The organism is Nocardia sp. NPDC051750, assembly GCF_044453135.1.
Lineage (GTDB): Bacteria > Actinomycetota > Actinomycetes > Mycobacteriales > Mycobacteriaceae > Nocardia.
Genome location: NZ_JBITCK010000007.1, coordinates 409385 through 431373, shown reverse-complemented (window position 1 = coordinate 431373; position 21989 = coordinate 409385). Strand labels below are relative to the sequence as shown.

Annotated in this window: 21 protein-coding genes and 1 pseudogene; 9 read left to right on the top strand and 13 right to left on the bottom strand. The window is 67.7% G+C overall.

Annotated features, from left to right (window positions below; all coding sequences use genetic code 11):
• Positions 1-14: 14 nt before the first annotated feature.
• The 5 genes from ACIA75_RS29920 to ACIA75_RS29900 all read right to left on the bottom strand — a co-directional run bounded on the left by ACIA75_RS29920 (position 15) and on the right by ACIA75_RS29900 (position 5159).
• Positions 15-1166 carry an MCE family protein gene (locus ACIA75_RS29920; RefSeq protein WP_397110332.1) on the bottom strand — a complete coding sequence of 384 codons (1152 nt, stop codon included), beginning with the start codon at positions 1164-1166 and terminating at the stop codon, positions 15-17.
• Positions 1167-1448: 282 nt separating this feature from the next.
• Positions 1449-1934: a glutathione peroxidase gene (locus ACIA75_RS29915; protein WP_397109916.1), complete on the bottom strand. Its 486-nt coding sequence runs from the start codon at positions 1932-1934 to the stop codon at positions 1449-1451.
• Entirely contained in the window at positions 1931-3154 is a 1224-nt protein-coding gene (locus tag ACIA75_RS29910) for a cytochrome P450 (protein ID WP_397109914.1), read from the bottom strand. The genes ACIA75_RS29915 and ACIA75_RS29910 overlap by 4 nt, the downstream gene beginning before the upstream one ends.
• Entirely contained in the window at positions 3154-3954 is an 801-nt protein-coding gene (locus ACIA75_RS29905; RefSeq protein WP_397109912.1) for an SDR family oxidoreductase, read from the bottom strand. Before ACIA75_RS29905 ends, ACIA75_RS29910 begins: the two co-directional genes overlap by 1 nt.
• Positions 3954-5159, bottom strand: a complete 1206-nt coding sequence (locus ACIA75_RS29900) for a cytochrome P450 (RefSeq protein WP_397109910.1) — start codon at positions 5157-5159, stop codon at positions 3954-3956. Before ACIA75_RS29900 ends, ACIA75_RS29905 begins: the two co-directional genes overlap by 1 nt.
• 310 nt (positions 5160-5469) lie before the next feature.
• Between ACIA75_RS29900 and ACIA75_RS29895 the strand changes: the two genes are divergently transcribed.
• From ACIA75_RS29895 to ACIA75_RS29870, 6 genes and pseudogenes are all read left to right on the top strand, one after another.
• Positions 5470-6939 carry an aldehyde dehydrogenase gene (locus ACIA75_RS29895; protein WP_397109908.1) on the top strand — a complete coding sequence of 490 codons (1470 nt, stop codon included), beginning with the start codon at positions 5470-5472 and terminating at the stop codon, positions 6937-6939.
• Between the two features lie 77 nt (positions 6940-7016).
• A complete protein-coding gene (locus ACIA75_RS29890; RefSeq protein ID WP_397109906.1) occupies positions 7017-7766 on the top strand; it encodes an SDR family oxidoreductase in 750 nt (249 codons plus the stop codon).
• Positions 7766-8644 (top strand): annotated as a pseudogene (locus ACIA75_RS29885) (NAD(P)-dependent oxidoreductase); the annotation flags it as partial. The gene ACIA75_RS29890 and the pseudogene ACIA75_RS29885, both read left to right, overlap by 1 nt.
• 179 nt (positions 8645-8823) lie before the next feature.
• Complete coding sequence (locus ACIA75_RS29880; RefSeq protein WP_397109904.1) at positions 8824-10290, top strand: FAD-dependent oxidoreductase; 1467 nt, start codon at positions 8824-8826, stop codon at positions 10288-10290.
• An 18-nt stretch (positions 10291-10308) separates the two neighbouring features.
• Positions 10309-10887: a TetR/AcrR family transcriptional regulator gene (locus ACIA75_RS29875; RefSeq protein ID WP_397109902.1), complete on the top strand. Its 579-nt coding sequence runs from the start codon at positions 10309-10311 to the stop codon at positions 10885-10887.
• A 28-nt stretch (positions 10888-10915) separates the two neighbouring features.
• Positions 10916-11389, top strand: coding sequence for a nitroreductase family deazaflavin-dependent oxidoreductase (locus ACIA75_RS29870; protein ID WP_397109900.1), 474 nt, complete (start codon positions 10916-10918; stop codon positions 11387-11389).
• A gap of 99 nt (positions 11390-11488) precedes the next feature.
• On the opposite strand, the gene ACIA75_RS29865 is transcribed toward ACIA75_RS29870, so the two are convergent.
• The 3 genes from ACIA75_RS29865 to ACIA75_RS29855 form a co-directional block, all read right to left on the bottom strand.
• Positions 11489-12103 (bottom strand): MBL fold metallo-hydrolase, encoded by a 615-nt coding sequence (locus ACIA75_RS29865; protein WP_397109898.1) that lies wholly within the window; start codon positions 12101-12103, stop codon positions 11489-11491.
• Positions 12100-13185, bottom strand: a complete 1086-nt coding sequence (locus tag ACIA75_RS29860) for an S-(hydroxymethyl)mycothiol dehydrogenase (RefSeq protein WP_397109896.1) — start codon at positions 13183-13185, stop codon at positions 12100-12102. The genes ACIA75_RS29865 and ACIA75_RS29860 overlap by 4 nt, the downstream gene beginning before the upstream one ends.
• A gap of 636 nt (positions 13186-13821) precedes the next feature.
• Positions 13822-14118 carry a hypothetical protein gene (locus tag ACIA75_RS29855; RefSeq protein ID WP_397109894.1) on the bottom strand — a complete coding sequence of 99 codons (297 nt, stop codon included), beginning with the start codon at positions 14116-14118 and terminating at the stop codon, positions 13822-13824.
• A gap of 300 nt (positions 14119-14418) precedes the next feature.
• Between ACIA75_RS29855 and ACIA75_RS29850 the strand changes: the two genes are divergently transcribed.
• On the top strand, positions 14419-15219 hold the full coding sequence (locus tag ACIA75_RS29850) for a hypothetical protein (RefSeq protein ID WP_397109892.1): 801 nt from the start codon (positions 14419-14421) through the stop codon (positions 15217-15219).
• Positions 15220-15340: 121 nt separating this feature from the next.
• Here the strand turns inward: ACIA75_RS29850 and ACIA75_RS29845 are convergent, their stop codons facing one another.
• From ACIA75_RS29845 to ACIA75_RS29825, 5 genes are all read right to left on the bottom strand, one after another.
• The gene (locus ACIA75_RS29845) at positions 15341-16087 is read right to left on the bottom strand and encodes an ESX secretion-associated protein EspG (RefSeq protein WP_397109890.1); all 747 of its coding nucleotides are present in this window, start codon (positions 16085-16087) and stop codon (positions 15341-15343) included.
• Entirely contained in the window at positions 16084-17343 is a 1260-nt protein-coding gene (locus ACIA75_RS29840; protein WP_397109888.1) for a hypothetical protein, read from the bottom strand. The genes ACIA75_RS29845 and ACIA75_RS29840 overlap by 4 nt, the downstream gene beginning before the upstream one ends.
• Positions 17336-17725, bottom strand: a complete 390-nt coding sequence (locus ACIA75_RS29835; protein WP_397109886.1) for a hypothetical protein — start codon at positions 17723-17725, stop codon at positions 17336-17338. Before ACIA75_RS29835 ends, ACIA75_RS29840 begins: the two co-directional genes overlap by 8 nt.
• An 89-nt stretch (positions 17726-17814) precedes the next feature.
• Positions 17815-18516, bottom strand: coding sequence for an alpha/beta hydrolase (locus ACIA75_RS29830; RefSeq protein WP_397109884.1), 702 nt, complete (start codon positions 18514-18516; stop codon positions 17815-17817).
• Positions 18517-18704: 188 nt separating this feature from the next.
• Complete coding sequence (locus tag ACIA75_RS29825) at positions 18705-19430, bottom strand: hypothetical protein (protein WP_397109882.1); 726 nt, start codon at positions 19428-19430, stop codon at positions 18705-18707.
• A gap of 229 nt (positions 19431-19659) precedes the next feature.
• On the opposite strand from ACIA75_RS29825, the gene ACIA75_RS29820 reads away from it, so the two are divergent.
• Positions 19660-20832 (top strand): acyl-CoA dehydrogenase family protein, encoded by a 1173-nt coding sequence (locus ACIA75_RS29820; RefSeq protein ID WP_397109880.1) that lies wholly within the window; start codon positions 19660-19662, stop codon positions 20830-20832.
• A 9-nt stretch (positions 20833-20841) separates the two neighbouring features.
• Positions 20842-21969, top strand: coding sequence for an acyl-CoA dehydrogenase family protein (locus tag ACIA75_RS29815; protein WP_397109878.1), 1128 nt, complete (start codon positions 20842-20844; stop codon positions 21967-21969).
• Positions 21970-21989: the final 20 nt, after the last annotated feature.

Sequence of the window (21989 nt, the reverse complement as noted above, 5' to 3'; positions counted from 1 at the left end):
GGCCGGGAGCGGCGTCACCGCATGCCGGGCATGCTCGCGAACAGCACTTCGAAGACCGTCGGGTTGTTCTGGTAGATCCGAGTGGACGGGATGAACGGGTGTACCTCCGCGGTATCGGTGACCACGTAGTCGGCGTGGCTGCCCGGTACCCGGTCGAGCACTCCCTCGCAGCGTGGGCCGCCGGTGGCGGCGACCTTGGGTAGGTCCTCGGGGTATTTGTAGGCTTCGGCGCCGTACATGAAGCCGGCGTTGAAGGACGCGCCGGGGACCCGGCCGCCGACCAGATCCTCGGCCAGTGGCATCGCCGTCGCCAGCCCGCGGATCGTGCAGTCCAGGGCGGGCCGGTATTCGTTGAGCAGTTCCGCCGTGGGCCGGAGCAGGTCGAGCGCGGTCACCAGGCTCTGCTCGTTCTCACCCAGTACCGCCCCGGTGGTGTCTGCGAGGCCGATCGTTTCCAGGAGCAGCGAGTCGAAGTTCTGTTCGTTGTCGGTGAGGGTGTTGCTGAGGGCCGTGGCATTGTCGACGGTGCGCAGCAGGTCGGGGGCCGTATCCGCGTAGAGGTTGGTGACCGCGGCCGCGGACTGGAAGTCGTGGCGCAGCGCGGGCATGCTCGGGTTGATCTCGCGCAGCAGCTTGTCCGCATTCACCAGGAGATCGCCGAACTGGGCGCCGCGGCCCTGCAGGGCGGTGCCGAGTGCGGTGAGGGTGGCGTTGAGTTTGGCCGGTTCGACCATGTCCAGTACTTCGGTGAGCCGTTCGAACAGCGTGTTGAATTCGACGGTCACCGATTCCCCGCGCAGCACCTGTCCGGGTTCCAACCGGCCCGCGGGCTGGGCGGGTTCCACGAAGTTCACGTACTTGGCGCCGAAGACCGTGGTGGACCGGATATCCACGAGCGCGTTGGCAGGGACGAGCCGCATCAGGTCGGGGTTCATATCGAGTTCGATCCGCACCTCCCCGTTCGCGGATTCGACCGTGCCGACACGGCCTACTTCCGCGCCCCGGAATTTCACCTTGGCGTCGGGATCCATGACCAGACCACTGCGTGGCACCACCACGGCGACGTGTTTTTCCGGGGTGAAGCCCCCGAGGAAACTCGTCAGCGATACAACCACGACGAGCACCAGCAGCGCGACCAGGGCCAGCGCCGCCAGTTTGTACTGCACGGCTGCCCAGATCTTGCGCAGTGTCGTGTGTCCATCGGACTGGGTGTGTATGGGTACCACCACTCACCTGCCTTGCGACGTTCGGCACCCCGGCGTGCCGAACTGAACCGGAATTATGTCCAGACAGTTGTCCATGTTATGGGTGATTCGACCCGGGCGGTACGGTTTTCGCCGATTGCGTCCGGATTCCGCTGTATCACGCCATTTTCGCAGGTAGAAAGTGAAAAAGGCCCACTCACCACTGGGTGAGCGGGCCTCGATCATAAGCCGTTACGGCATCGGTTACAGCGCTTTCTCGATCGCCGCGATCAGCGTGTCCGCATCCGGTGCGGTCGTGGGGCGGAACCGGCCCGCCACCGCCCCGTCCCGTCCGATCAGGAACTTCTCGAAGTTCCACTGCACATCACCGGCGGCGCCTTCGGCGTCCGGGGTATCGGCGATCTCCCGGTAGAGCGGATGCCGGTTCTCACCGTTCACATCCGCCTTCTCGAGCAGCGGGAAGTCGACCCCGTAGGTGGTCGAACAGAACTGCTCGATCTCCTCGGCGCTGCCCGGCTCCTGTCCCATGAACTGATTACACGGGAACCCGACCACACTGAATCCGCGGTCACCGTAGGTCTTCTGCAGTTCCACCAAACCGGTGTACTGCGGTGTCAACCCGCATTTCGATGCGACGTTGACCAGCAGCACCACCCGGTCGCCCACCAGTTCACCCAGCGTGGCGGCCGAACCGGACAGTGTGTTCACCGGAATATCTCGGACGTTCATTCGTAGCGCACCTGCCAACTCTTGATTCCGTTGATCCACCCCGAACGCAACCGTACCGGATCCGACACGGATTTCAGGTCGGGCATGGCTTCGGCGATCGCGTTGAACATCAGGTCGATTTCGAGGCGGGCCAGGTTGGCGCCCACACAGTAATGCGTGCCGGTACCACCGAAACCGACGTGCGGGTTGGGGTCGCGCAGGATATCGAAGGTGAACGGATTCTCGAAGCCGGCCTCGTCGAAATTGGCCGAGCTGTAGAACAATCCGAGGCGCTGCCCCTTCTTGATCTCCTGCCCGCCCAGGACATGATCCTCGGTGGCGGTGCGCTGGAACGCGGTCACCGGAGTGGCCCACCGCACGATCTCGTCCGGCGCGGTCCGCGGGCGCTGCTCCCGGTACAGCTGCCACTGTTCCGGGTTGTCCACGAACGCCTTCATCCCGTGGGTGATTGCGTTACGGGTGGTCTCGTTGCCCGCGACAGCGAGCAGGATGACGAAGAAACCGAACTCGTCCGAGGCCAGGCCGTCCCCGTCGACATCGGCGTTGATCAGCTGCGTCACGATATCGTCGGCGGGACAGGAGCGGCGCTGCTCGGCCATGTTCCAGGCGTAGCCCAGGATCTCTGCCGACGCGACCGTCGGATCGCCGTATTCGGGGTCGTCGTAGTTGAGCATCTGGTTCGACCAGTCGAAGACCTTGCGGCGGTCCTCCTGCGGCACCCCGAGCAGTTCGGCGATCGCCTGCAGGGGCAGTTCGCAGGCGACCTGGGTGACGAAATCGCCGCCACCGGTCTTCTTCGCCTCGTGCACGATCTTGTGCGCGCGCTCGGTGAGCGCATCGCGCAATCCCTCCACGGCACGGGGCGTGAACCCCTTGGAGACGATCCGGCGCACCTTGGAATGCTTCGGCGGGTCCATATTCACCAGCAACGCCTCGGTCAGCGCCATCTGGTCGGGGGTGATGTCACCGGGCAGGCGGACGATGGAACCCTTCTGCTGCGATGAGTACAGCTCCGGATTGCGGGAAAGTTCCTTGACGTCCTCGAGGGTGCTGACGACCCAATACCCGCCGTCGTTGAAACCGCCCGATGCCTCGTCGGTCTGGGCATTCCACCAGACCGGCGAGGTCCGGCGCAGTAGCGCGAATTCCTCGACCGGGCTGCGGTCGGCCCACAGGCCGGGGTCGGTGAAATCGAAGCCAGGGGGCAGTGCGGTTGCCATCAGGCGTCCTTTCCTTCTTCCGGCAGCGGACGCAGCGGCGCTTCCGGCTGCACCTCGACCAGCACCAGATGAGCTCCACGCGGCGTACCGACCACCGCGGACACGGCGCGGGCCAGATCGGCCGCGCGCAACATGTACGGATGGCGAGCGAGACCCCAGGACTGCCAGGACTCCAGCAGCGGTCCCACCACTTCGGGCGTGGCGTTCATCCCCATACCCGTCACCGTCGGTCCGGGCCGCACGAGAGAGGCCCGGATACCGGTCCCCTCGAGTTCCATCCGCAATTGCTCGACCATGGCCTCGACCCCGGCTTTGGCCGCACTGTAGGCGCCGTTCCACGGTCTCGGGTGCGGCGCGCAGTCGGAGCTGATCAGCACCACATCGCCGCGCCGGCGTTCCAGCATGCCGGGCAGCACCGCATGCGCCATCCGGTGCGCACCGATCAGATGAATCTGCACCTGATGGGCGAAATCCGCGGGTTCCATGTCCTGGATCAGGCCGAACTCGATATCACCGGCGCCGGAGACCAGGATCTCGGCCGGCCCGATCGCCGCCTCGGCCGCAGCCACGAAGTCGTCGACCGACGACTGATCGGTGACATCGAGCCGATGCGCGAACGCGGTGCCGCCGTCGGCGCGAATCTTGCCGGCCAGATCCTCCAGGATTTCCACCCGGCGCGCGCCGAGCGCCACCGGATGCCCCTGGGCGGCCAGTTCCACCGCGGTGGCCGCGCCGATACCGGACGACGCGCCGGCCACGATGGTGGGCCGCTTCTCGGGGTTGGGTTCGAACCGGGGCATTACCGCACCTCCACAGAGATCGGGAGCTTGGCGAAGCCCCGCACATTGCTCGAGTGCACGCGCTCGATACCGTCCTCGCGCACCCGGTAGGACTTGACGCGCGAGGAGAACTCACGCAGGGCGACCGTGGCCTCCAGCCGGGCCAGGTGGGCGCCGAGGCAGAAGTGCACCCCCGCGCCGAAGCTGGCCAGATTGCCTTTTTCGGCCCGGTCCAGGTCGTAGGTATCGCCGTCGTCGAAGACCTCGGCGTCCCGGTTGGCCGAGCCGATCAGCAGCAGCACCTTGGAGCCGGCCGGGATCACCTTGCCGTGATATTCGAGATCCTCGGTGGCGGTCCGGGCGACCATCTGGCTGGAGGTGTCGTAGCGCAGGGTCTCCTCGACCCAGTCCGAGACCCGGTCCTGATCGGCGGCGACCTTCGCGTACTGGTCCGGATTGTGACCGGCCCAGTAGAGCGCGTTGCCGAGCAGTTTGGTGGTGGTCTCGTTCCCGGCCACGACCATCAGGAACATGAATCCGATGATCTCGTCGTCGGTGAGCATGTCACCGTCGATCTCGGCGTCCAACAGGGCCGAGGTGAGATCTTCGGTGCGGTTCGCGCGGCGCTCGGTGACCATGTTCGCGTAGTAGACGACCAGGTTCAGCGAGGCTTCGATCGCCGAATCCGGGACATCGGTCACACCGTCTTCGCGGTGCATGACCATATCGGCCATCCGGCGGATCTCGGCGCGGTCGGCGGCGGGTACGCCCATCATCTCGGAGATGACATCCATCGGCAGCTTGCCGGCGACCTCCTCGATCCAGTCGAACTCACCGCTCTCCAGGGCGGGCAACAGGTATTCGAGGGTCAGCTCATGGATCCGGGCTTCCATATCCGCGACGCGTTTCGGGGTGAAACCCTTGAACACCAGGCGCCGCATCCGCATATGCCGTGGATCGTCCATGGCCAGGAAGGACATGGTGCGGTGTGCGTCGGGGCCCCACGCGGCAGGATCGAGCGATACGCCGTTGGCGTTGGACAGCTGCGTGGCCTGGCGGAACCCGTTGGTCACGTCGGCGTGCCGGGACAGGGCGTAGAAATCGAGCTCCGCGTTGTAGTACAGCGGGGCCTCCGCGCGCAGCCGGGCATACGTCGGGTACGGGTCCTCGTGGAAGACGTAGTCGTACGGGTCGAATGTCACCGGCTCCAACGATGCTGCCGTCATCGGATCCACCTCTGTTTCGATAACGAGTTCTCGCCGGACGGGAGCGAAGCGCCGCCGGGGGGAGACACATAGCTGGACATGTGTCTGGACGGTACCAGCGGCACGCCGTCGCGACAATGATCGTACGGGAATTGACCGGCCATCTGCGCGAATACAGCAGGCACCCAACAGCGACGAACCTTCGGCCCCATGGCACGCCACCATCGGGCACGATCAGCGTGGATAACGAACGGATAGAACCAGTTCTTGCACTCCCCGAAGATTCCGGACTATATTCCATACACCTGTCCAGACAGTATTGGGGTCTTTTATGAACAGTCTTCTGCCCGGCGACAGTTCCCGACTGCTGATCGGCGGGAGCCTCCTCGCCGGCGGCAACGGCGTGTTCGACAATGTGAACCCGGCGACCGAGGAGGTCATCGGGACCGCGGCCGACGCGGACGCGGCCGATATGAACGCCGCGATCGCCGCCGCCCGGACAGCCTTCGACGAGACCGACTGGTCCCGCGACCACGCGTTCCGGGTGCGCTGCCTGGAACAGTTGCAAGCAGGCCTGAAAGCGCACGCCGAGGAACTGCGGGAGATCACCATCGCCGAGGTCGGCGCGCCCCGCATGTTCACCAGCGGTCCGCAGCTCGAGGGCCCGATCGAGGATCTGAGCTTCGCCACGAAACTGGCGGCGGGCTACGAATGGGAAACCGAACTCGGGGTGGCCGCGCCGATGGGTATCAGCACCCACCGGGTCGTGCGCCGGGAAGCGGTCGGCGTGGTCGGGGCGATCACCCCGTGGAACTTCCCGCACCAGATCAACTTCGCCAAACTCGGGCCGGCGCTGGCCGCCGGGAACACGGTCGTGCTCAAACCCGCTCCCGATACCCCCTGGTGCGCGGCCGCGCTCGCCTCGATCATCACCGAGGAAACCGATATTCCGCCCGGGGTGCTCAATATCGTCACCTCCGCCGACCACAGCCTGGGCGCCCAGTTGTCCGGCGATCCGCGGGTCGACCTGATCAGCTTCACCGGGTCCACCAACACCGGCCGCGCGGTGATGGCCTCGGCCGCCGCGAACCTGAAGCGAACCTTCCTCGAGCTGGGTGGGAAATCGGCATTCATCGTGCTCGACGACGCCGATCTCGGCACCGCGGTCAGCTACGCCGGTTTCTCGCTGTGTGTTCATGCCGGGCAGGGATGCGCCCTGGCCACCCGGCTCCTGGTGCCCCGCGCCCGGTACGAGGAGGCCCTGGAGGCCGCCGCGGCCACCATGCGCGGTATCCGGCCCGGTGATCCGAACAATCCGGGCACGGTCTGCGGCCCGGTGATCTCCGACCGCCAGCGCACCCGTGTACTCGACTACATCGACAGCGCCCGCGCCGACGGCGGCCGGATCGTGGCCGGTGGCGGCCGCCCGGCCGAACACGACCGCGGTTTCTTCGTCGAACCCACCGTCATCGCCGACCTGGACAACAGCGCCAAGGCCGCCCAGGAGGAGATCTTCGGGCCGGTCCTGGTGGTACTGCCCTACGACGGCGACGACGACGCGATCCGGATCGCCAACGATTCGCCCTACGGCCTGTCCGGCGCGGTCTGGGGCAAGGACCCCGAGCGGATCCGCCGGGTCACCGACCGGGTGCGCACCGGAACGCTGGGCGTCAACGGCGGTATGTGGTATAGCGCCGACGCCCCGTTCGGCGGGTACAAACAGTCCGGGATCGGCCGCGAGATGGGCGTCGCCGGATTCGAGGAGTACCTCGAAACGAAACTCGTCGCCACCGCGCAGTAGGCGCGGACACAGGCAGCGCAGTAGACCTGAAAATACTTCCCCACCAGGCTTTCCCTAGCAGCGAGGAGCTCGATCCCATGGCTCGTTTCACCGGCAGGTCCGCCATCGTCACCGGAGCCGCACGCGGTATCGGCGAGGTCTACGCGCAGTCGCTGGCCGCCGAAGGCGCGTCCGTCGTCGTCGCCGATCTGAATGTCGAGGGCGGTACGGCCGTCGCCGAGAAGATCGTCGCCGACGGCGGCACCGCGTCGTTCCATCCGGTCGACGTCTCCGATCCCGAATCGGCCAAGGCGCTGGCCGATTTCACCGTCGAGAAATACGGCAAGATCGACCATCTGGTCAACAACGCCGCCATCTACGGCGGGATGAAACTCGATCTGCTGCTCACCGTGCCGTGGGACTACTACAAGAAGTTCATGTCGGTGAACCTCGACGGCGCGCTGGTGATGACCCGCGCGGTCTGGGAGAACATGGCGGCCAACGGCGGCGGTTCGATCGTCAACCAGTCATCGACGGCCGCCTGGGTGTACAGCGGTTTCTACGGGCTGGCCAAGGTCGGGATCAACGGCCTGACCCAGCAGCTGGCGACCGAACTCGGCGGGTCGAATATCCGGATCAACGCGATCGCGCCCGGCCCCACCGATACCGAAGCCACCAAGACGACCACGCCCGAGAGCATGGTCAAGGATATGGTGAACCGCCTGCCGCTCAAGCGGATGGGCACGCCCGAGGATATGGCCGGCGCCCTGCTGTATCTGCTCTCCGATGACGCCAAATGGGTCACCGGGCAGATCTTCTGCGTCGACGGCGGTCAGGTGATCCGCTGATGAGCGCGGGCGGCAGCACCCGAGTCGGCTTCATCGGCCTGGGCGATATGGGCGCGCCGATGGCGAAGAAGCTGCTGGACTGGTCCGGTGGGCTCACCGTCTGCGATACCCGGCCCGAGGCTCTGGAGCCCTTCACCGACGCGGGCGCCGAGGCTGCCGGCAGCCCGGCCGAACTCGCGGCGAAATGCGGCGTCGTCTGTATCGCGGTGGTCAACGACCAGCAGGTACGAACAGTCCTGACCGGTGAGAAGGGCGTGCTGAGCACCGCCGCACCGGGCACCGTGGTCGCGGTACATTCCACGATCGGCGACGAATCGGCGGTGGAATTCGCCCGGCTGTGCGCCGAACGCGGCGTGGATCTGGTCGACGCGCCGATCAGCGGTGGCGCCGCGGGGGCGAACAACGGCCGGCTGGCGGTGATGATCGGGGGCTCCGAGCAGGCCGTGGCCACGGTGCGGGAACCCTTCGGCTGCTTCGCCGACCTGGTCGTCCACGCCGGCGAGGTCGGGGCCGGTACCCGGATGAAGCTGGCCCGCAACCTGCTGCATTTCATCTCGTTCACCGCCGCTACCGAGGCGCAACGGCTGGCCGAGGCCGCCGGGCTCGATATCACGAAACTGGGCAAAGTGGTCCGCCACTCCGACGCGGTGACCGGCGGGGCGGGTTCGATCATGCTCCGCGATACCACCGCGCCCATCGAAGAGGGCGATTTCTGGTTGCCGATCCTCACCCACGTCCGCCAACTCGGTGAGAAGGACCTGTCCCTGGCGCTGGAACTCGGCAGCCGGATCGGTGCCGAACTGCCGCTGGCCGAACTCGCGCTGACCGGGTTGGGCGACGGCCTCGGTGTGGGCCAGGGCGAGATCGCCGCCGCGCGGCAGGGTGCGGTCTCCGCTCAGCGAGACGGCGACAGCACCGGGCAGGCGCCGCGTGACACCATCGCCGAGCACAGTGTCACCGCTGCCGGGCAGCAGACTGCAGCCGCCGGGCAGCACGGTGCGACCACTGCGGCTCCGCAGGGGCCTGCGGTGCAGAACGACAGTAAGGAATCCGAATAATGGCCGACGCCACCACCCTCCGCCCGCTGTCCGCCGGCGAGGTCACCGAGTGGGACCGCACCACGGATGTCGTGGTCGCCGGGTACGGAATCGCCGGGGTCTGTGCCTCGATCGAAGCTGCGCGGGCCGGGGCGAGCGTACTGATCCTGGAACGCACCAGCGGCTGGGGCGGGGCGGCGGCGCTGGCCGGCGGGTTCATCTATCTCGGCGGCGGAACACCGCTGCAGCGCGCACTGGGTTTCGAGGACAGCCCGGAGAACATGGAGAAATTCATGGTCGCCGCGCTGGGTCCCGGTGTCGACCGAGACAAGATCGCCGACTACTGCCGCGGCAGCGTCGAGCACTACGAATGGCTGGTAGCCAACGGCGTTCCCTTCAAAGAGGAATTCTGGGGCGAACCCGGCTGGGAACCCCCGCACGACGAGGGCCTGATGTATTCCGGCGGAGAAAATGCCGCCCCGTTCAACACCGTCGCCGATCCGGCGCCGCGCGGCCATGTGCCGCAGATGAGCAACAAGCGGACCGGATCCAAGGGTGGCGGCTACATGCTGATGAAACCGCTCGCCGAAACCGCCGAAAAACTCGGTGTCGCGGCCGAATACGACACCCGAATCCAACGGCTGGTCGTCGACGGCGACCGGGTGGTCGGTGTGGTCGCCAAACAGTACGGCAAAGAGCTGACCATCCGCGCCGAGCGCGGGGTCGTGCTGGCCACCGGTAGTTTCGCCTACCACGATCAGATGATCGAGGGGTTCGCACCGCGCCTCATCGGGCGTCCGGGCGCCGCCATCGAGGAGCACGACGGTATCGCGATCCGGGTGGCCCAAGCCCTCGGCGCCGACCTGGCGCATATGGACGCCACCGAGGTCGCCTTTTTCGGTGACCCGCAGATGCTGGTGCGCGGCATCCTCGTCAACGGCCGCGGGCAGCGCTACGTCCCGGAGGACACCTACCCCGGCCGGATCGGCCAGATGACCCTGTTCCACCAGGACAACCAGGCCTATCTGATCATCGGCGAGGCCGCCTACGAGGAATCGCTGACCACCGAGACCTCCACCCCGTTCTTCCGCCAGCCGCCGACCTGGGCCGCGGAAACCATCGCCGAACTCGAATCCGATATGGGCCTGCCCGAACTCGCCCTGCAGACCACCGTCGAGCTGTACAACAAGCACGCCGCGAACGGACAGGACCCGCTACTCGGGAAGAAGCCGGAGTGGACCAAACAGCTCGAGGGCCCCTTCGCCGCGTTCGATATGCGTGGATTCACCGCGGGATTCACCCTCGGTGGCCTGCGCACGGATCTGGATTCGCGGGTACTGCACGTCGGTGGTGCACCGATCCCCGGGCTGTTCGCCGCGGGCCGCTGCACCTCCGGTGTCTGCGCGGGCGGTTACGCCAGCGGAACCTCACTGGGCGACGGCAGCTTCTACGGCCGCCGGGCCGGGATTGCCGCCGCGAAGAACTGAAACGGTACATTCAGACACATGTCCGAAGGTGAACCTGCCGTCGTCGAAGCGACCCGTCGCCGCCTGTCCGCGAAACAGGCCGATACGGTCGACAAACTGACGAAGGCTGCGGTGGAGGTGCTGGCGCGCGAGGGGTTCGCGGGGATGACCATCCGGATGGTCGCCGCCGCGGCCGGTGTCGGCACCGCCACCGCATACACCTATTTCTCGTCGAAGGAACATCTGGTCGCCGAGATCTTCTGGCGGCGGCTGGTGGCCACACCGGCGCCGGCCCTCGAAGATCCCGACCCCACGGTGCGGGTGGTGGCCGAATTGCGCACCATCGCCCTGCTGGTCGCCGATGAGCAGGAGGTCTCCGGGGCGGTCACCAGCGCCCTGCTGGGCCGCGACCCCGATGTGGCCCACCTGCGGGCGCGGATCGGCCTGGAGATACGCACCCGGATCGAACGCGCCCTCGCCCCCGATCCCGACCCTGATGTGGTGGTCTCCCTCGAACTGGTCTACGCGGGCGCACTGGTCCGGGCGGGCATGGGCTATGCCTCCTACGCCGATATTGCCGACCTCATCGAAAAATCGGCGCTGTTGATCCTGCGCTGAACAGCGGAAGAAAGTTGCGGAAGCTGCTATGGACCGACCCAAACAACTCGACTCGTCCCTGGTACCCACCGTCATCAAGTACATGTCCAAGGTCAACACATGGGCGTACAAGCGTACCGGTGGCCGGATCGGCGGAACCTGGCGCGTCGGGTCGGGGTTCCGCAAACCGGTCCCCACGCTGCTGCTGGAACACACCGGCCGCAAATCGGGTAAGCAGTTCACGATCCCGCTGCTGTACCTGCGTGACGACGCGAACATCGTCATCGTCGCCTCCCAGGGAGGACTCCCGAAGAACCCGCAGTGGTACTACAACCTCCTCGCCGCCCCGGACACCACGGTCCAGATCGGCAAGGACCACCTCCCGGTCCGAGCCCGGGTCGCCGACGACGCCGAACGCGACCGGCTGTGGCCGAAACTGCTCGAACTGTACGCGGATTTCGACAACTACCAGTCGTGGACCGACCGCAAGATCCCCGTCTTCATCCTGGAACCCCGCGCCTGACGATCCCACACGTCCAGCGGCAGAGCGCTGATATCCTGCGCCACACTGCTTTTACCTGGTGGCAAAGCCAGAATCCCCGGACTCCGGGACCTGCCGGCGCTACGGGGCAGCGGGGACGTTGGCGCGTTCGGCGCCGAGTGTGGTGTCCGGGCCGTGGCCGGTGTGCACGACCGTCTCGTCCGGGAGCGCGAACAACCGGTCGTTGATGGAGGACAGGATGGTCGGATAGTCCGAGTAGGACCGTCCGGTCGCACCCGGGCCACCCTCGAACAACGTATCGCCGCTGAACACCACACCGGCGTCCGCCAGGTGGAGGCAGCAGGATCCCGGTGAATGGCCCGGTGTGTGCACTACCCGCAGCTGCGCGCCGCCTACCTCGACGGTCTCGCCGTCGGACAAGGCACGGTACTCGACGCCCGGATGGGTCTGTGCCCAGAGCACATCGTCGTCCGGATGGAGATGGATCGGGGCGCCCGTGGCCGCCGACAGTGTCGGCGCGACCGTCACGTGATCGTTGTGGGCGTGGGTGCAGACGATCGCCGTCACCCGGCGGCCGGCCACTGCCTCCAGGATCGGCTGCGCGTCATGCGCCGCATCGATGATAAGGACCTCGCTGTCGTCGCCGACCAGCCAGATATTGTTCGCCACATCCCAGCAACCGCCGTCGAGACAGAACTGCCCCTCGGTGACGACCCGTTCCACGCGCACAGTCACAGGACCACCACCGAGCGCAGCACCGCTCCGCCGTGCATCGTATGGAACGCCTGCTCGACGGCGTCCAGGCCGATCCGCTCGGTCACGAATTTGTCCAGTGGCAGCCGGCCCTGGCGGTACAGGTCGATCAGCATCGGGAAGTCGCGTTCGGGCAGGCAGTCGCCGTACCAGGAGGATTTCAGGGCGCCGCCGCGGCTGAAGAAATCGATCAGCGGCATCTCGAGCGTCATATCGGGAGTCGGCACACCGACGAGTACGACGGTGCCGGCCAGGTCGCGGGCGTAGAAGGCCTGCTTCCAGGTTTCCGGGCGGCCGACCGCGTCGATCACCACGTCGGCGCCGAAACCGCCGGTGAGCTCCTGGATTGCGGCGACCGCGTCCGTGGCGGAGGCGTCGACGGTATGTGTGGCGCCGAGGTCGCGGGCCCAGTCGAGCTTGCTGGCGTCGGTGTCCACGGCGATGACGGTGCCCGCCCCCGCCAGCCGGGCGCCGGCGATCGCGGCGTCGCCCACCCCGCCGCAACCGAATACGGCCACCGAATCGCCACGGCCGACATTCCCGGTGTTCACGGCGGCACCCAGACCCGCCATGACACCGCAGCCCAGCAGTCCGGCGACGGCCGGGTCGGTATCCGGATCGACCTTGGTGCACTGCCCCTCGTGCACCAGGGTCTTATCGGCGAACGCGCCGATACCGAGTGCGGGCGTCAGCTCGGTTCCATCCTCGAGCGTCATCGGGACACTGGCATTGAAGGTGTCGAAGCAGTACCAGGGACGCCCGCGTTTACAGGCCCGGCACCGGCCGCAGACCGCACGCCAGTTCAGGATCACGAAATCACCGGTCTCGACGTGGGTGACCGCCGAACCGACCGTTTCCACCACACCGGCCGCCTCGTGGCCGAGCAGGAACGGGAACTCGTCGTTGATCCCGCCTTCGCGGTAGGTCAGGTCGGTGTGGCACACCCCGCAGGCCTGGATCCGCACCACCACGTCATGCGGGCCGGGATCGGGAATGACGATCGGGACCAGTTCGACCGGGGCGCCGGAACTGCGGGCGATAACACCTCGAACCTGCTGGGGCACTATGTCTCCTCTCGGGCGGCCGTGCTCTGTGCACATGAGCGAGGGGCCCCGCGTCGTTACGCCGCGCTACCGCCTCCGTGCCCGACTCGCTCATGTGGTGGTGATGCACGTTGCCGCATACGTTATCTGCCCGGGCGGGCCGCCGCGCACGCCCCGGCGGTTTCGCGAGGTGCTCATCGGCGGACCCGGCGGTGGGACCGGTCGCTGAACGCAGTACGGCGGGGCGCCCATCGGACGCCCCGCCGTACTCTCGGCAAACACTCAGAGAACTCCCCAGGCTTGCAAGATGTAGGTCACATTCGCGGCAATCGACGTCACGAGATTCGCCAGATTCAGGACCGCGGACCCGGCTTCGATCATCTTCTGTTTTCCTCCTGATCCGTCCCGACCGGAGCCCAAAGTACCGAGGAAGGTCGAGTCGGGCAAACGTCCAATTACCGAGCCGGGCCGGTCATCAGCGACCGAAAATCGCCCGCTACCTTTCGGTCACGTATCCATAATAGTGATCGGACACGTGTCCCACTCAGTGCGCACGGCGCGGTCGAAGTGTCTCCGCGATATGAGAAACGGCCGGTCGGCCGATCGCGCGACAACCCCACTTCCGATCCGGCCCGGGGCAGCGAGAGGCGAACCCGGTCAGCCCGCGATACCGACCTCAGGCTCGGGCCCGGGACCGTCGGCCCGCAATTTGAGCAGCGTCAAGCCCGCGGTACAAGCGAGGATGAGACCGACAACACTGATCACCACGTGCAGCGTCGCGATACCGTAGCCCGCCGCGCCCAGCCCGCCGGCGAAAACCAGCCAGCCACATACTCTGCCCACCGTCGAGCCGGTACCGGGCGAACCGGAATCCACGGGCTCCACATCCGCCTCCCGCATATCGGATACCTCCACTGCGCCTGGCAGGTCGGTGGCGGTGGTCTGGTCTCCCATCATCTACTCCTCGATGGCGCCGATCCGGAAATCACGTCGCGCCTACCACTGCAGTACATCGGCACCGGACAAGTCCGGCGTCCCATGTGTCACTTCAGCAACATAAGCTACGGCCACAACCCGACGATTGTTACGCAACACAAGCCCGCGACACGCGGCCGATATCAATTCGATATCTGAAACATGGCCCTGAGCGTGCGCTATACACCGGTAACCAGCGGAATCGGCAGGGCGGGGGCTGGTTCCGGCAGACACCCTCGATTAAGGTGAGGCCACTGACATATCACAGGAGCGTCACCGATGGACAGCAAAACGAAGGTCGCCGGTCCACTGGCCGCCGCGGGCGCGGTATCCCTCGGGCTGGTGTTCATCGGCGCGTGCGGGATCGGTCAGGAAGACACGTATGTACCACCACCACCGATCCACTCCGGCCCCCAGGCCGTCGAGCAGGCGGGCTACGCGGACCCGACCTCCACCACGGTGGCCCAGGTCCTGATTCCGCCGTCCCCCAGCTGGCGGATGGCCCCCGAACCGCCGCCACGGCGCACGCTTCCGCCGGAATACCAGATCTCGGTCACCTCCTCGGCGCCCCAGTCGACCGGCCCCGGTGATTCGCCGGACGAGGACGAGTCCACCACTCGCCGCCCCACGCTGTCGGCCACACCGGGTCCGGACTCGGCCACCACGTCACTTCCCGCTCCGGAAATCGAACCCGCACATCGCGAATCCCCGGTCCCCACTCCCGTCCCCGGTGTGCCGACCGAAAGCGCCGCGGAGCCGGCACCCGCACCCACCTCCGAACCGCCGGCCACGCCCGAACCGACAACCGGACCCGCGACTCCGGGCAGACAGCCCACTCCGGGCACGGAACCGGCCCGCACCACCCTGGTTCCACCGGCATCGGAAACCGAGCAGACCGCGCCCTACGTGTTCCCGTCTCCGACAGCCGAGACCACCTCGCCGGCAGCCACCACTCCCGAGACCACCGCGCCGCAGACGGCCGCTCCCGACACCTACGCCCCGGAATCCACCGCGCCCGGTACCACCCCCGTCCCGCCTGTCACCATCGTTCCGACGGCGCCCCTGAACTTCGGCTACTGACCGGCGCGGCCGCCGGATCGAGCGTGCCTGCGGGGCCGACGTTCACCCCGATCGAGCCGTGGGCCGGCCACGACCGTGACGAACGGATCCGGTAACTCGCACGCGAGCAGCAGACACGCTGTCAGAGTTCGGCGTAGGCCACCGCCCGCTGCGCGCCGGTCACCATGGGCCGCAGCGAGTTCGTGAATCGCTCGGCGTCCACGGCGGCGATATCGACAATTTTGCCGGTGTGGATCGCATACCGGCCGTCTCCCGCGATATCGATCCAGCACAGCACCCCGAACGGATCGGTTCGGGCCGGGCGGTGCACGGAGACGACGAGTTGGCCGATACCGTCACGCGGCTGCTTCAAACGCATCCGGATACGGGTCGGCACCGCGGGGCCGGAGACCGGCACGGTCACTCTGTCGCGGCTGTCGCGGAGAACCTCGGCACGCGGTGCACGCAACCGCTCACCGGTCCCGGCGGGGGCACCGGGCAGCGCGGCGATCACCCGCACGGGCAGCGAGGTGGCCGCGCCTGCCGCGATACGTATTTCACCGCCGCGGTCAGGTTCGGTGCCCTGACGCTGGGTGGCCACGACCCCGATATGACCGGCCGACGCACCCAGAACCCGGGCGAGGGGCGCACCGGTACCGTCCTGCCCGAATACGGCCACGCTCACCTCCGGTCCGGCCAGCACCCGTAACGCGGCCTCCAGATCGGCGTCGAGGGTGTTGGCGCACCAGTGCCGTAACGCCGGCAGTTGCGCGGTGCGCTCGGCGGAATCCCGGGCCGACAACCGCACCGCCAGCGGGTAGGGGATGCGGTCGCCGACCGTCCGTTCCCAAGCCAGGGCGAACTGGTCCGGGGTGAGGATCCAGTTCACTCCGCTTCGGTCCACTCACCCAGGACCGGCGGCGTGGTCGGATCCAGGGCACCGATCAATTGCCCACCCGCGTCGGACGGTTCCAGGAAGGTGAGGTCTTCGTCGGCGAAGTGCAGTTCGTCGTCTTCGTCGGTGCTCCGTTCCACGCGGACCGGGGCAACCGGCGCACCGGAACGAACGGTATCGGCCGCCATCGCCCCGCCCATCATGCCGCCGATCGCGCCCGCACCCATTCCGGTGATCGCCTCACCACTCGAATGATGTTGCTGCTCCTGACGTTTGCGGTCGTCATCGGCGCTGGACGCGGCCGGACGGACGGGGGCGGCGAATACCGGACCACCCGATGCCGTAGCGGGCGCCACGGGTGGGCCGGCGGCGGACGGAACCGTGGCCGGAGCGGTGGGGGCGGAAGCCGGCAGTTCGGTTCCGGCGGTGGTGGTCGCCTGCGGCTGGTCCACCGGGGCCGGTGCCGCCGCCGCGGGGGACGGGGTACCGGCGACCACCGGCACGCCGGGACGGTCCGGATCGTCTTTTGCCGGCCCGGGGCTCTGCTCCCCTGCCGGAGCAGTCACGGCTTCCGGCGTGGCGAACGAGACCGTTTGCCCCACCGGCATATTCGGGCCAGGGGTGGTAGCGCCGGGGGCAGCGGGCGCCGCCGGTGCTCCCGAGGGACCGGACTGCTGATCGGACAGGCCGGGGAAAGCGGGCACCTGTGCACCGGTCGGGATGAAAGCACCGGTATAGACGCTCTCCATCACCCGGACGGCGTCGGCACGTTCGTCGTCGGCTGCGCGCTGTGCCGCGATATTGCCGGTGGCCGCATGGGGATCCAGCAACGCCGCCGCGAGATCCGGTTCGGCACCGGATGGTTCGGCAACACCGGCGCGCAGCGTTTCCGCGGCATCGCCGGCCTGCCCGAGCCGCCCGGCGACCGTGGCCAGGACATCGGCGAGTTGCCGTCCCGCGGCCTCGAAATCCCGGACCGCCGCCCCGGCCATCCCCGCGGCCGCGCCGCGCCAGCCGTCGGCGATGGCACCGCGGATCTCGGTATGCGCCTCCGCGACAGCGTCGTTCAGTCCGGTGGCCGCACCCTGCCAGAGCTGGCGGCCGGTCTGCAGCACCGACGGGTTCAGCAGCGAGACACCGGCGTGGATCTGATCGTGGGTGAGGTTGTCGAATATTTCGACGGTCGGCGCATAGTCGGGGTCCACGCGATCATGGGCGCCACGCAACCCGGTTCGCGGCAGCTCACGCACCGGACACCCCCGACACCGTGGCCGAGGTGGTGCCGAGCGCGGCCGCCACCTCGGTATCGGCCTGCTGGTACGCGGCCGCGGCGATCCGGAAGGTATGCGCGAGCTGCCGTGCCGCGCCCGCGTAATCACGCAGGGCCGCGATGGCGTCGCCGGCCTTCCCCTCGAACCCGCCGCGCAGCGCCGCGCCGGAGGCGAACCCGCCGAACCCCGGCAGGGTGAGCGCCCCGGTGAGGGATTCGATCTGCGCGTCCACCTGATCGGCGAGCTGCTCGTAGCGCACCGCGCACCGTTCGGGCGCTCCCTCCGCGACCAACACCCCGTCGATCCACAGCTGCCCGTCTTCGACGGCCGAGCCGAGCGCGGCAATAGTATTCGGCTGCATCGCCGGACCCCCTTCCTGTTTCCGCTTCCACTCAGCGTGCTTGTTCCGCTGTCGCTCAGCGTCCGTGGTTCGCTGTCGCTCAGCGCGTCTCACATCCGCCGCGCCGACCCCGCGACGTTCTCCTGCGTCCACTGCACGATATCCGCCGTGACCCGGCCGCGCACGCGCTCGTGCAGCAGATCGTGCCCGGCATCCGGATATTCGCGCAGTTCCACCGAACTGTGCCGGCGCGCCCACTCGCGAACCGCCTCGATCGGCGCCCGCCGGTCGTCGACTCCGTGCACAGCCAGCACTCGCGGCAGCGGCGCGGCCTCTTCCGGTGCGCTACCGAGCGCACGCGGCGGCGTCCCGCACAGCACCAGGCCGGTCAGCGCTCCCGCATCCAGCGCCGTGCCGACCGGGTACTCGACGGGTGTTGCCTGGTCCCCGGCGGCGGGAACCGGCCGGGCGGCACCGAGGGCGGCAAGTGCCGTGATGGCGCCGAGCGAATGTCCCATGAGTGTCAGCGGGAGATCCGGTGTCCGATCCCGCACCAGTTCCACGAAACGCACCGCGTCGTCCACCAGAGCGGCCAATCCGGCCGGCCGGTCGGGATCGCCCTCACTGAGCCCTTGCCCGGCCGCATCCAGCGTCCAGACCGCGAGGCCCGCGGTATTCAGCCGGCGCGCGAATTCGTGATAGTGCCCACTGTGCTGCCCCGAACCGGGCAATAGCGCCAGAGCAGCGCGGGCGCCGTCGACGGGCCGGTCCCGATAGTGCAGCCGGCCGCACGAGCCATCGAAAAACCCCATGACCGAATTCTGGCAAAGAAATATGCGGGACGACCACATCCTGCCTCGCCGTGGAGGCTCTGCCGAGGCAGCGCTCACGGGAACGCGCGCCGGAGTGTCACCGGCTTTGCGGGCGACGCTGTACCGCGCGGGTAGCCGGGTGCCTACACCGACGCGGGTGCCGGCTGCGGATTCGTTGCGGGAGCGGGCTACGGAGCGGGAGCAGGCTGTCCGGGAGCGGCCGGTGCCGACTGCGGTGCAGGTGCGGGGGCCGGCGGCGGGACAGCCGCGTCCGGTACCGGGACGGGCGCGGCGGCCGGCGCGTCCGGAACGGTGAACAGTCCGACCGTGGGCGTCATCACACAGAGCGCGCCGGGGTAGGTGATGGTTCCCCACATCGAGGCGAGGACGGTACCCGGCCCGCTGTTCACGGTCCGGGACAGCGACGGCGTACCGAACTCGGTGACATCGCTGAGCGTATCGAGCCCGGCGCGACCGTTGTTGATATTGATCCAGGCGACCACAATGCCCGAGGCCTGCGGGATTCCGGAGTGCCGGGGAGTGGCGTGGAAGGTCAGCGTGCCGGGGACGCCGTGCAGGTTCGAGCTGGGGCCGTTGGAGGTACCGGCCGCGAAGGTGGTGGTGATGACCCCGTTGCTACCGCAGCCGAAGGTGGGGGCCGCGTAGACGAAGGGGGCGTAGAGGGAAACATCGCTGATCTCGCTGGCCGCCACGATGTCGTGGTAGCTGCGCAGGGCGTCGACCCCGGGACGAGCTGCCGGATCGCCGGCGGTCTGCTCGGTGAGCGCGATCAGCGCCGCTTCGCCGGGCGTGGGTTCGGGGGCGGCTGCCGCCGGCGTGGTGAATGTGAGCGCGGCGCTGATACCGAGGGCGGCCGCCGTGGCCGCGGTACGCGCGACGATTCCGTTGTGCACTGCTGAACTCCCTATATCCGCTCGCGGCGATGGCGTGCCGGACCCGCCGGCTATCCCCCGCCCACCGCTGCAAGGTACCAGCCTCAGGTGGACACCGCCTGGTCACACTCTCCTCTCGGCTGGGCTGATCGACGGTCCATCACGGGTGCATGTGATGCACTCGACGCGGCACGATTGGTCATGGGTGTAAATTCGATGCGGGACAATCGAGACATATTTGGAGATGTGTATGAAATTAACTCTGTCTCCCGACGAGGTCGCCTTCCGCGACCAGCTGCGGAAGGTCTACTCCACGGCGATCCCCGCCGAGATCCGGGAACGCGTGAAGTACGGTCACGAGCTGTCCCGCGAGGACGTCGTGACGGCGCATCAGGCCCTCAACGCGCACGGCCTGGCCGTGCCGAACTGGCCGGTGGAATGGGGCGGTAAGGACTGGACCCCGATGCAGCGGCATCTGTGGCAGGACGAGATGCAGCTGGCCAGCGTGCCGGATCCGCTGACCTTCAACGCCACCATGGTCGGCCCGGTGATCGCGCAGTTCGGCTCCGAAGAACTCAAGAAACGCTTCCTGCCCGCCACCGCCAACCTGGACATCTGGTGGTGCCAGGGCTTCTCCGAACCCGATGCGGGCTCGGACCTGGCCTCACTGCGCACCACCGCGGTCCGCGACGGCGACTCCTACATCGTCAACGGCCAGAAGATCTGGACCACCCTGGCCCAGTGGGCCGACTGGATCTTCTGCCTGGTCCGCACCGACCCGAACGCCCCGAAGAAGCAGGCCGGGATCTCCTTCCTGCTCTTCGACGTGAAATCGCCCGGCGTGACCATCCGCCCGATCAAACTCATCGACGGCGGCTACGAGGTCAACGAGGTCTTCTTCGAGAACGTGCGCGTCCCCGCCGACCAGCTGGTCGGCGAGGAGAACATGGGCTGGACCTACGCCAAGTTCCTGCTCGGCAACGAACGCACCGGTATCACCGCCGTCGGCCGGACCAAGGTGAAGATCGGGGTGGCCAAGGAATACGCGGCCGCCACCAAGTCCGGTTCGGGAACCCTGCTCGAGGATCCGCTGTTCGCGGCCCGGATCGCCGAACTGGAGAACGAGCTGCTCGCGCTGGAACTGACCCAATTGCGGGTCGTGTCCAATTCGGCCGAGGGTAAGCCGAACCCGGTCTCGTCGGTGCTGAAGATGCGCGGTTCGGAACTGCAGCAGGCCGCGACCGAACTCCTGCTCGATATCGCCGGACCGGATGCCCTGCCGGTCGGCGCCGGGGATATCGCCTCGCCGGAATGGGCGCAGCGCACCGGTCCGAGCTATCTCAATTACCGCAAGACAACCATCTACGGAGGTTCCAGCGAGGTGCAGCGCACCATCATCGCCTCCTCGATCCTCGGATTGTGAGGTCAGGTTATGGATTTCGATCTCACCGATGAACAGGTCATGCTCCGCGATACGGTGCGTGACCTGCTCAATCGCCACTACGACCCGGAAGCCCGGATCGCCGTCACCGGTACCGACCTGGGCTGGAGCCGGGAGGTCTGGGGTCAGCTCGCCGAACTGGGTGTGCTCGGACTGAGCTTCGCCGAGAAGGACGGCGGGATGGACGCGGGTCCGGTGGAGACCATGCTGGTGCTCGAGGAGATCGGGCGCCGGCTGGCGCCGGAACCGCTGCTGGACGCGGTGCTGGTGCCGGGCGGTCTGATCAGTGCGGCCGGTACCGCCGACCAGCGGCAGCGGATCCTGCCGGAGGTGGCCGCCGGGTCGAAACTGCTCGCCTTCGCGCACGGGGAGCCCGGTACCCGCTGGCCCGATCACGCCATCGAGACCACCGCCACGGCTCAGGGCGATGCCTACGTCCTGACCGGTGTCAAGAATCCGGTACCGCACGGTGACTGCGCCGACGAACTGGTGGTCAGCGCGACGCTGCCGGGCGGCGGTCTCGGATTGTTCCTGGTTGCGGCGGACGCCACCGGAGTGACCCGGACCCCGTTCGCGACGGTCGACGGCCTGCGCGGGGCCCAGGTGGAATTCGCCGGGGCGCCGGCGGAACTGCTGGGCACCGCCGACGATGCCACCGCGACCGTGAACGCGGTGCTCGTCCAGGCCCAGGCGGGTCTGTGTGCCGAGTCGGTCGGGGCGATGGAGGAGTCGCTGCGGCTGACCACCGACTATCTGAAGACCCGTAAACAGTTCGGGGTGACGCTGTCGAAGTTCCAGACGCTGACCCAGCGCGCCGCGAATATGTACGTCTCGCTCGAACTGGCCCGCAGTATGAGCTACTACCTGACCGCCTCGCTGGTCGACGCCCCGGGCGACCCGGTGCTCGCCTCCCGGGCCCGGTTGCAGCTGAGCCGCTCGGCCCGGCACATCGGGCAGGAAGCGATCCAGATGCACGGCGGTATCGGGGTCACCTCCGAATACCCGGTGGGTCACTATGTGGCCCGGCTGACCGCGGTCGAGCGCACCCTCGGCAGCAGCCTGGAGCATCTGCGGATTCTCACCGCCCGGGTCGGTGACTACGCGCAGCCGGAGCTGTAGTCCGCACTCCGGCCGGACCC

Coding starts and splice junctions, on each gene's coding strand:
- ACIA75_RS29905 (WP_397109912.1), bottom strand. CDS start 3,954: ATGCCCCGGTTCGAACCCAACCCCGAGAAGCGGCCCACCATCGTGGCC.
- ACIA75_RS29820 (WP_397109880.1), top strand. CDS start 19,660: ATGAAATTAACTCTGTCTCCCGACGAGGTCGCCTTCCGCGACCAGCTG.
- ACIA75_RS29875 (WP_397109902.1), top strand. CDS start 10,309: ATGTCCGAAGGTGAACCTGCCGTCGTCGAAGCGACCCGTCGCCGCCTG.
- ACIA75_RS29895 (WP_397109908.1), top strand. CDS start 5,470: ATGAACAGTCTTCTGCCCGGCGACAGTTCCCGACTGCTGATCGGCGGG.
- ACIA75_RS29870 (WP_397109900.1), top strand. CDS start 10,916: ATGGACCGACCCAAACAACTCGACTCGTCCCTGGTACCCACCGTCATC.
- ACIA75_RS29900 (WP_397109910.1), bottom strand. CDS start 5,159: ATGACGGCAGCATCGTTGGAGCCGGTGACATTCGACCCGTACGACTAC.
- ACIA75_RS29830 (WP_397109884.1), bottom strand. CDS start 18,516: ATGGGGTTTTTCGATGGCTCGTGCGGCCGGCTGCACTATCGGGACCGG.
- ACIA75_RS29815 (WP_397109878.1), top strand. CDS start 20,842: ATGGATTTCGATCTCACCGATGAACAGGTCATGCTCCGCGATACGGTG.
- ACIA75_RS29890 (WP_397109906.1), top strand. CDS start 7,017: ATGGCTCGTTTCACCGGCAGGTCCGCCATCGTCACCGGAGCCGCACGC.
- ACIA75_RS29835 (WP_397109886.1), bottom strand. CDS start 17,725: ATGCAGCCGAATACTATTGCCGCGCTCGGCTCGGCCGTCGAAGACGGG.
- ACIA75_RS29915 (WP_397109916.1), bottom strand. CDS start 1,934: ATGAACGTCCGAGATATTCCGGTGAACACACTGTCCGGTTCGGCCGCC.
- ACIA75_RS29880 (WP_397109904.1), top strand. CDS start 8,824: ATGGCCGACGCCACCACCCTCCGCCCGCTGTCCGCCGGCGAGGTCACC.
- ACIA75_RS29850 (WP_397109892.1), top strand. CDS start 14,419: ATGGACAGCAAAACGAAGGTCGCCGGTCCACTGGCCGCCGCGGGCGCG.
- ACIA75_RS29910 (WP_397109914.1), bottom strand. CDS start 3,154: ATGGCAACCGCACTGCCCCCTGGCTTCGATTTCACCGACCCCGGCCTG.
- ACIA75_RS29855 (WP_397109894.1), bottom strand. CDS start 14,118: ATGGGAGACCAGACCACCGCCACCGACCTGCCAGGCGCAGTGGAGGTA.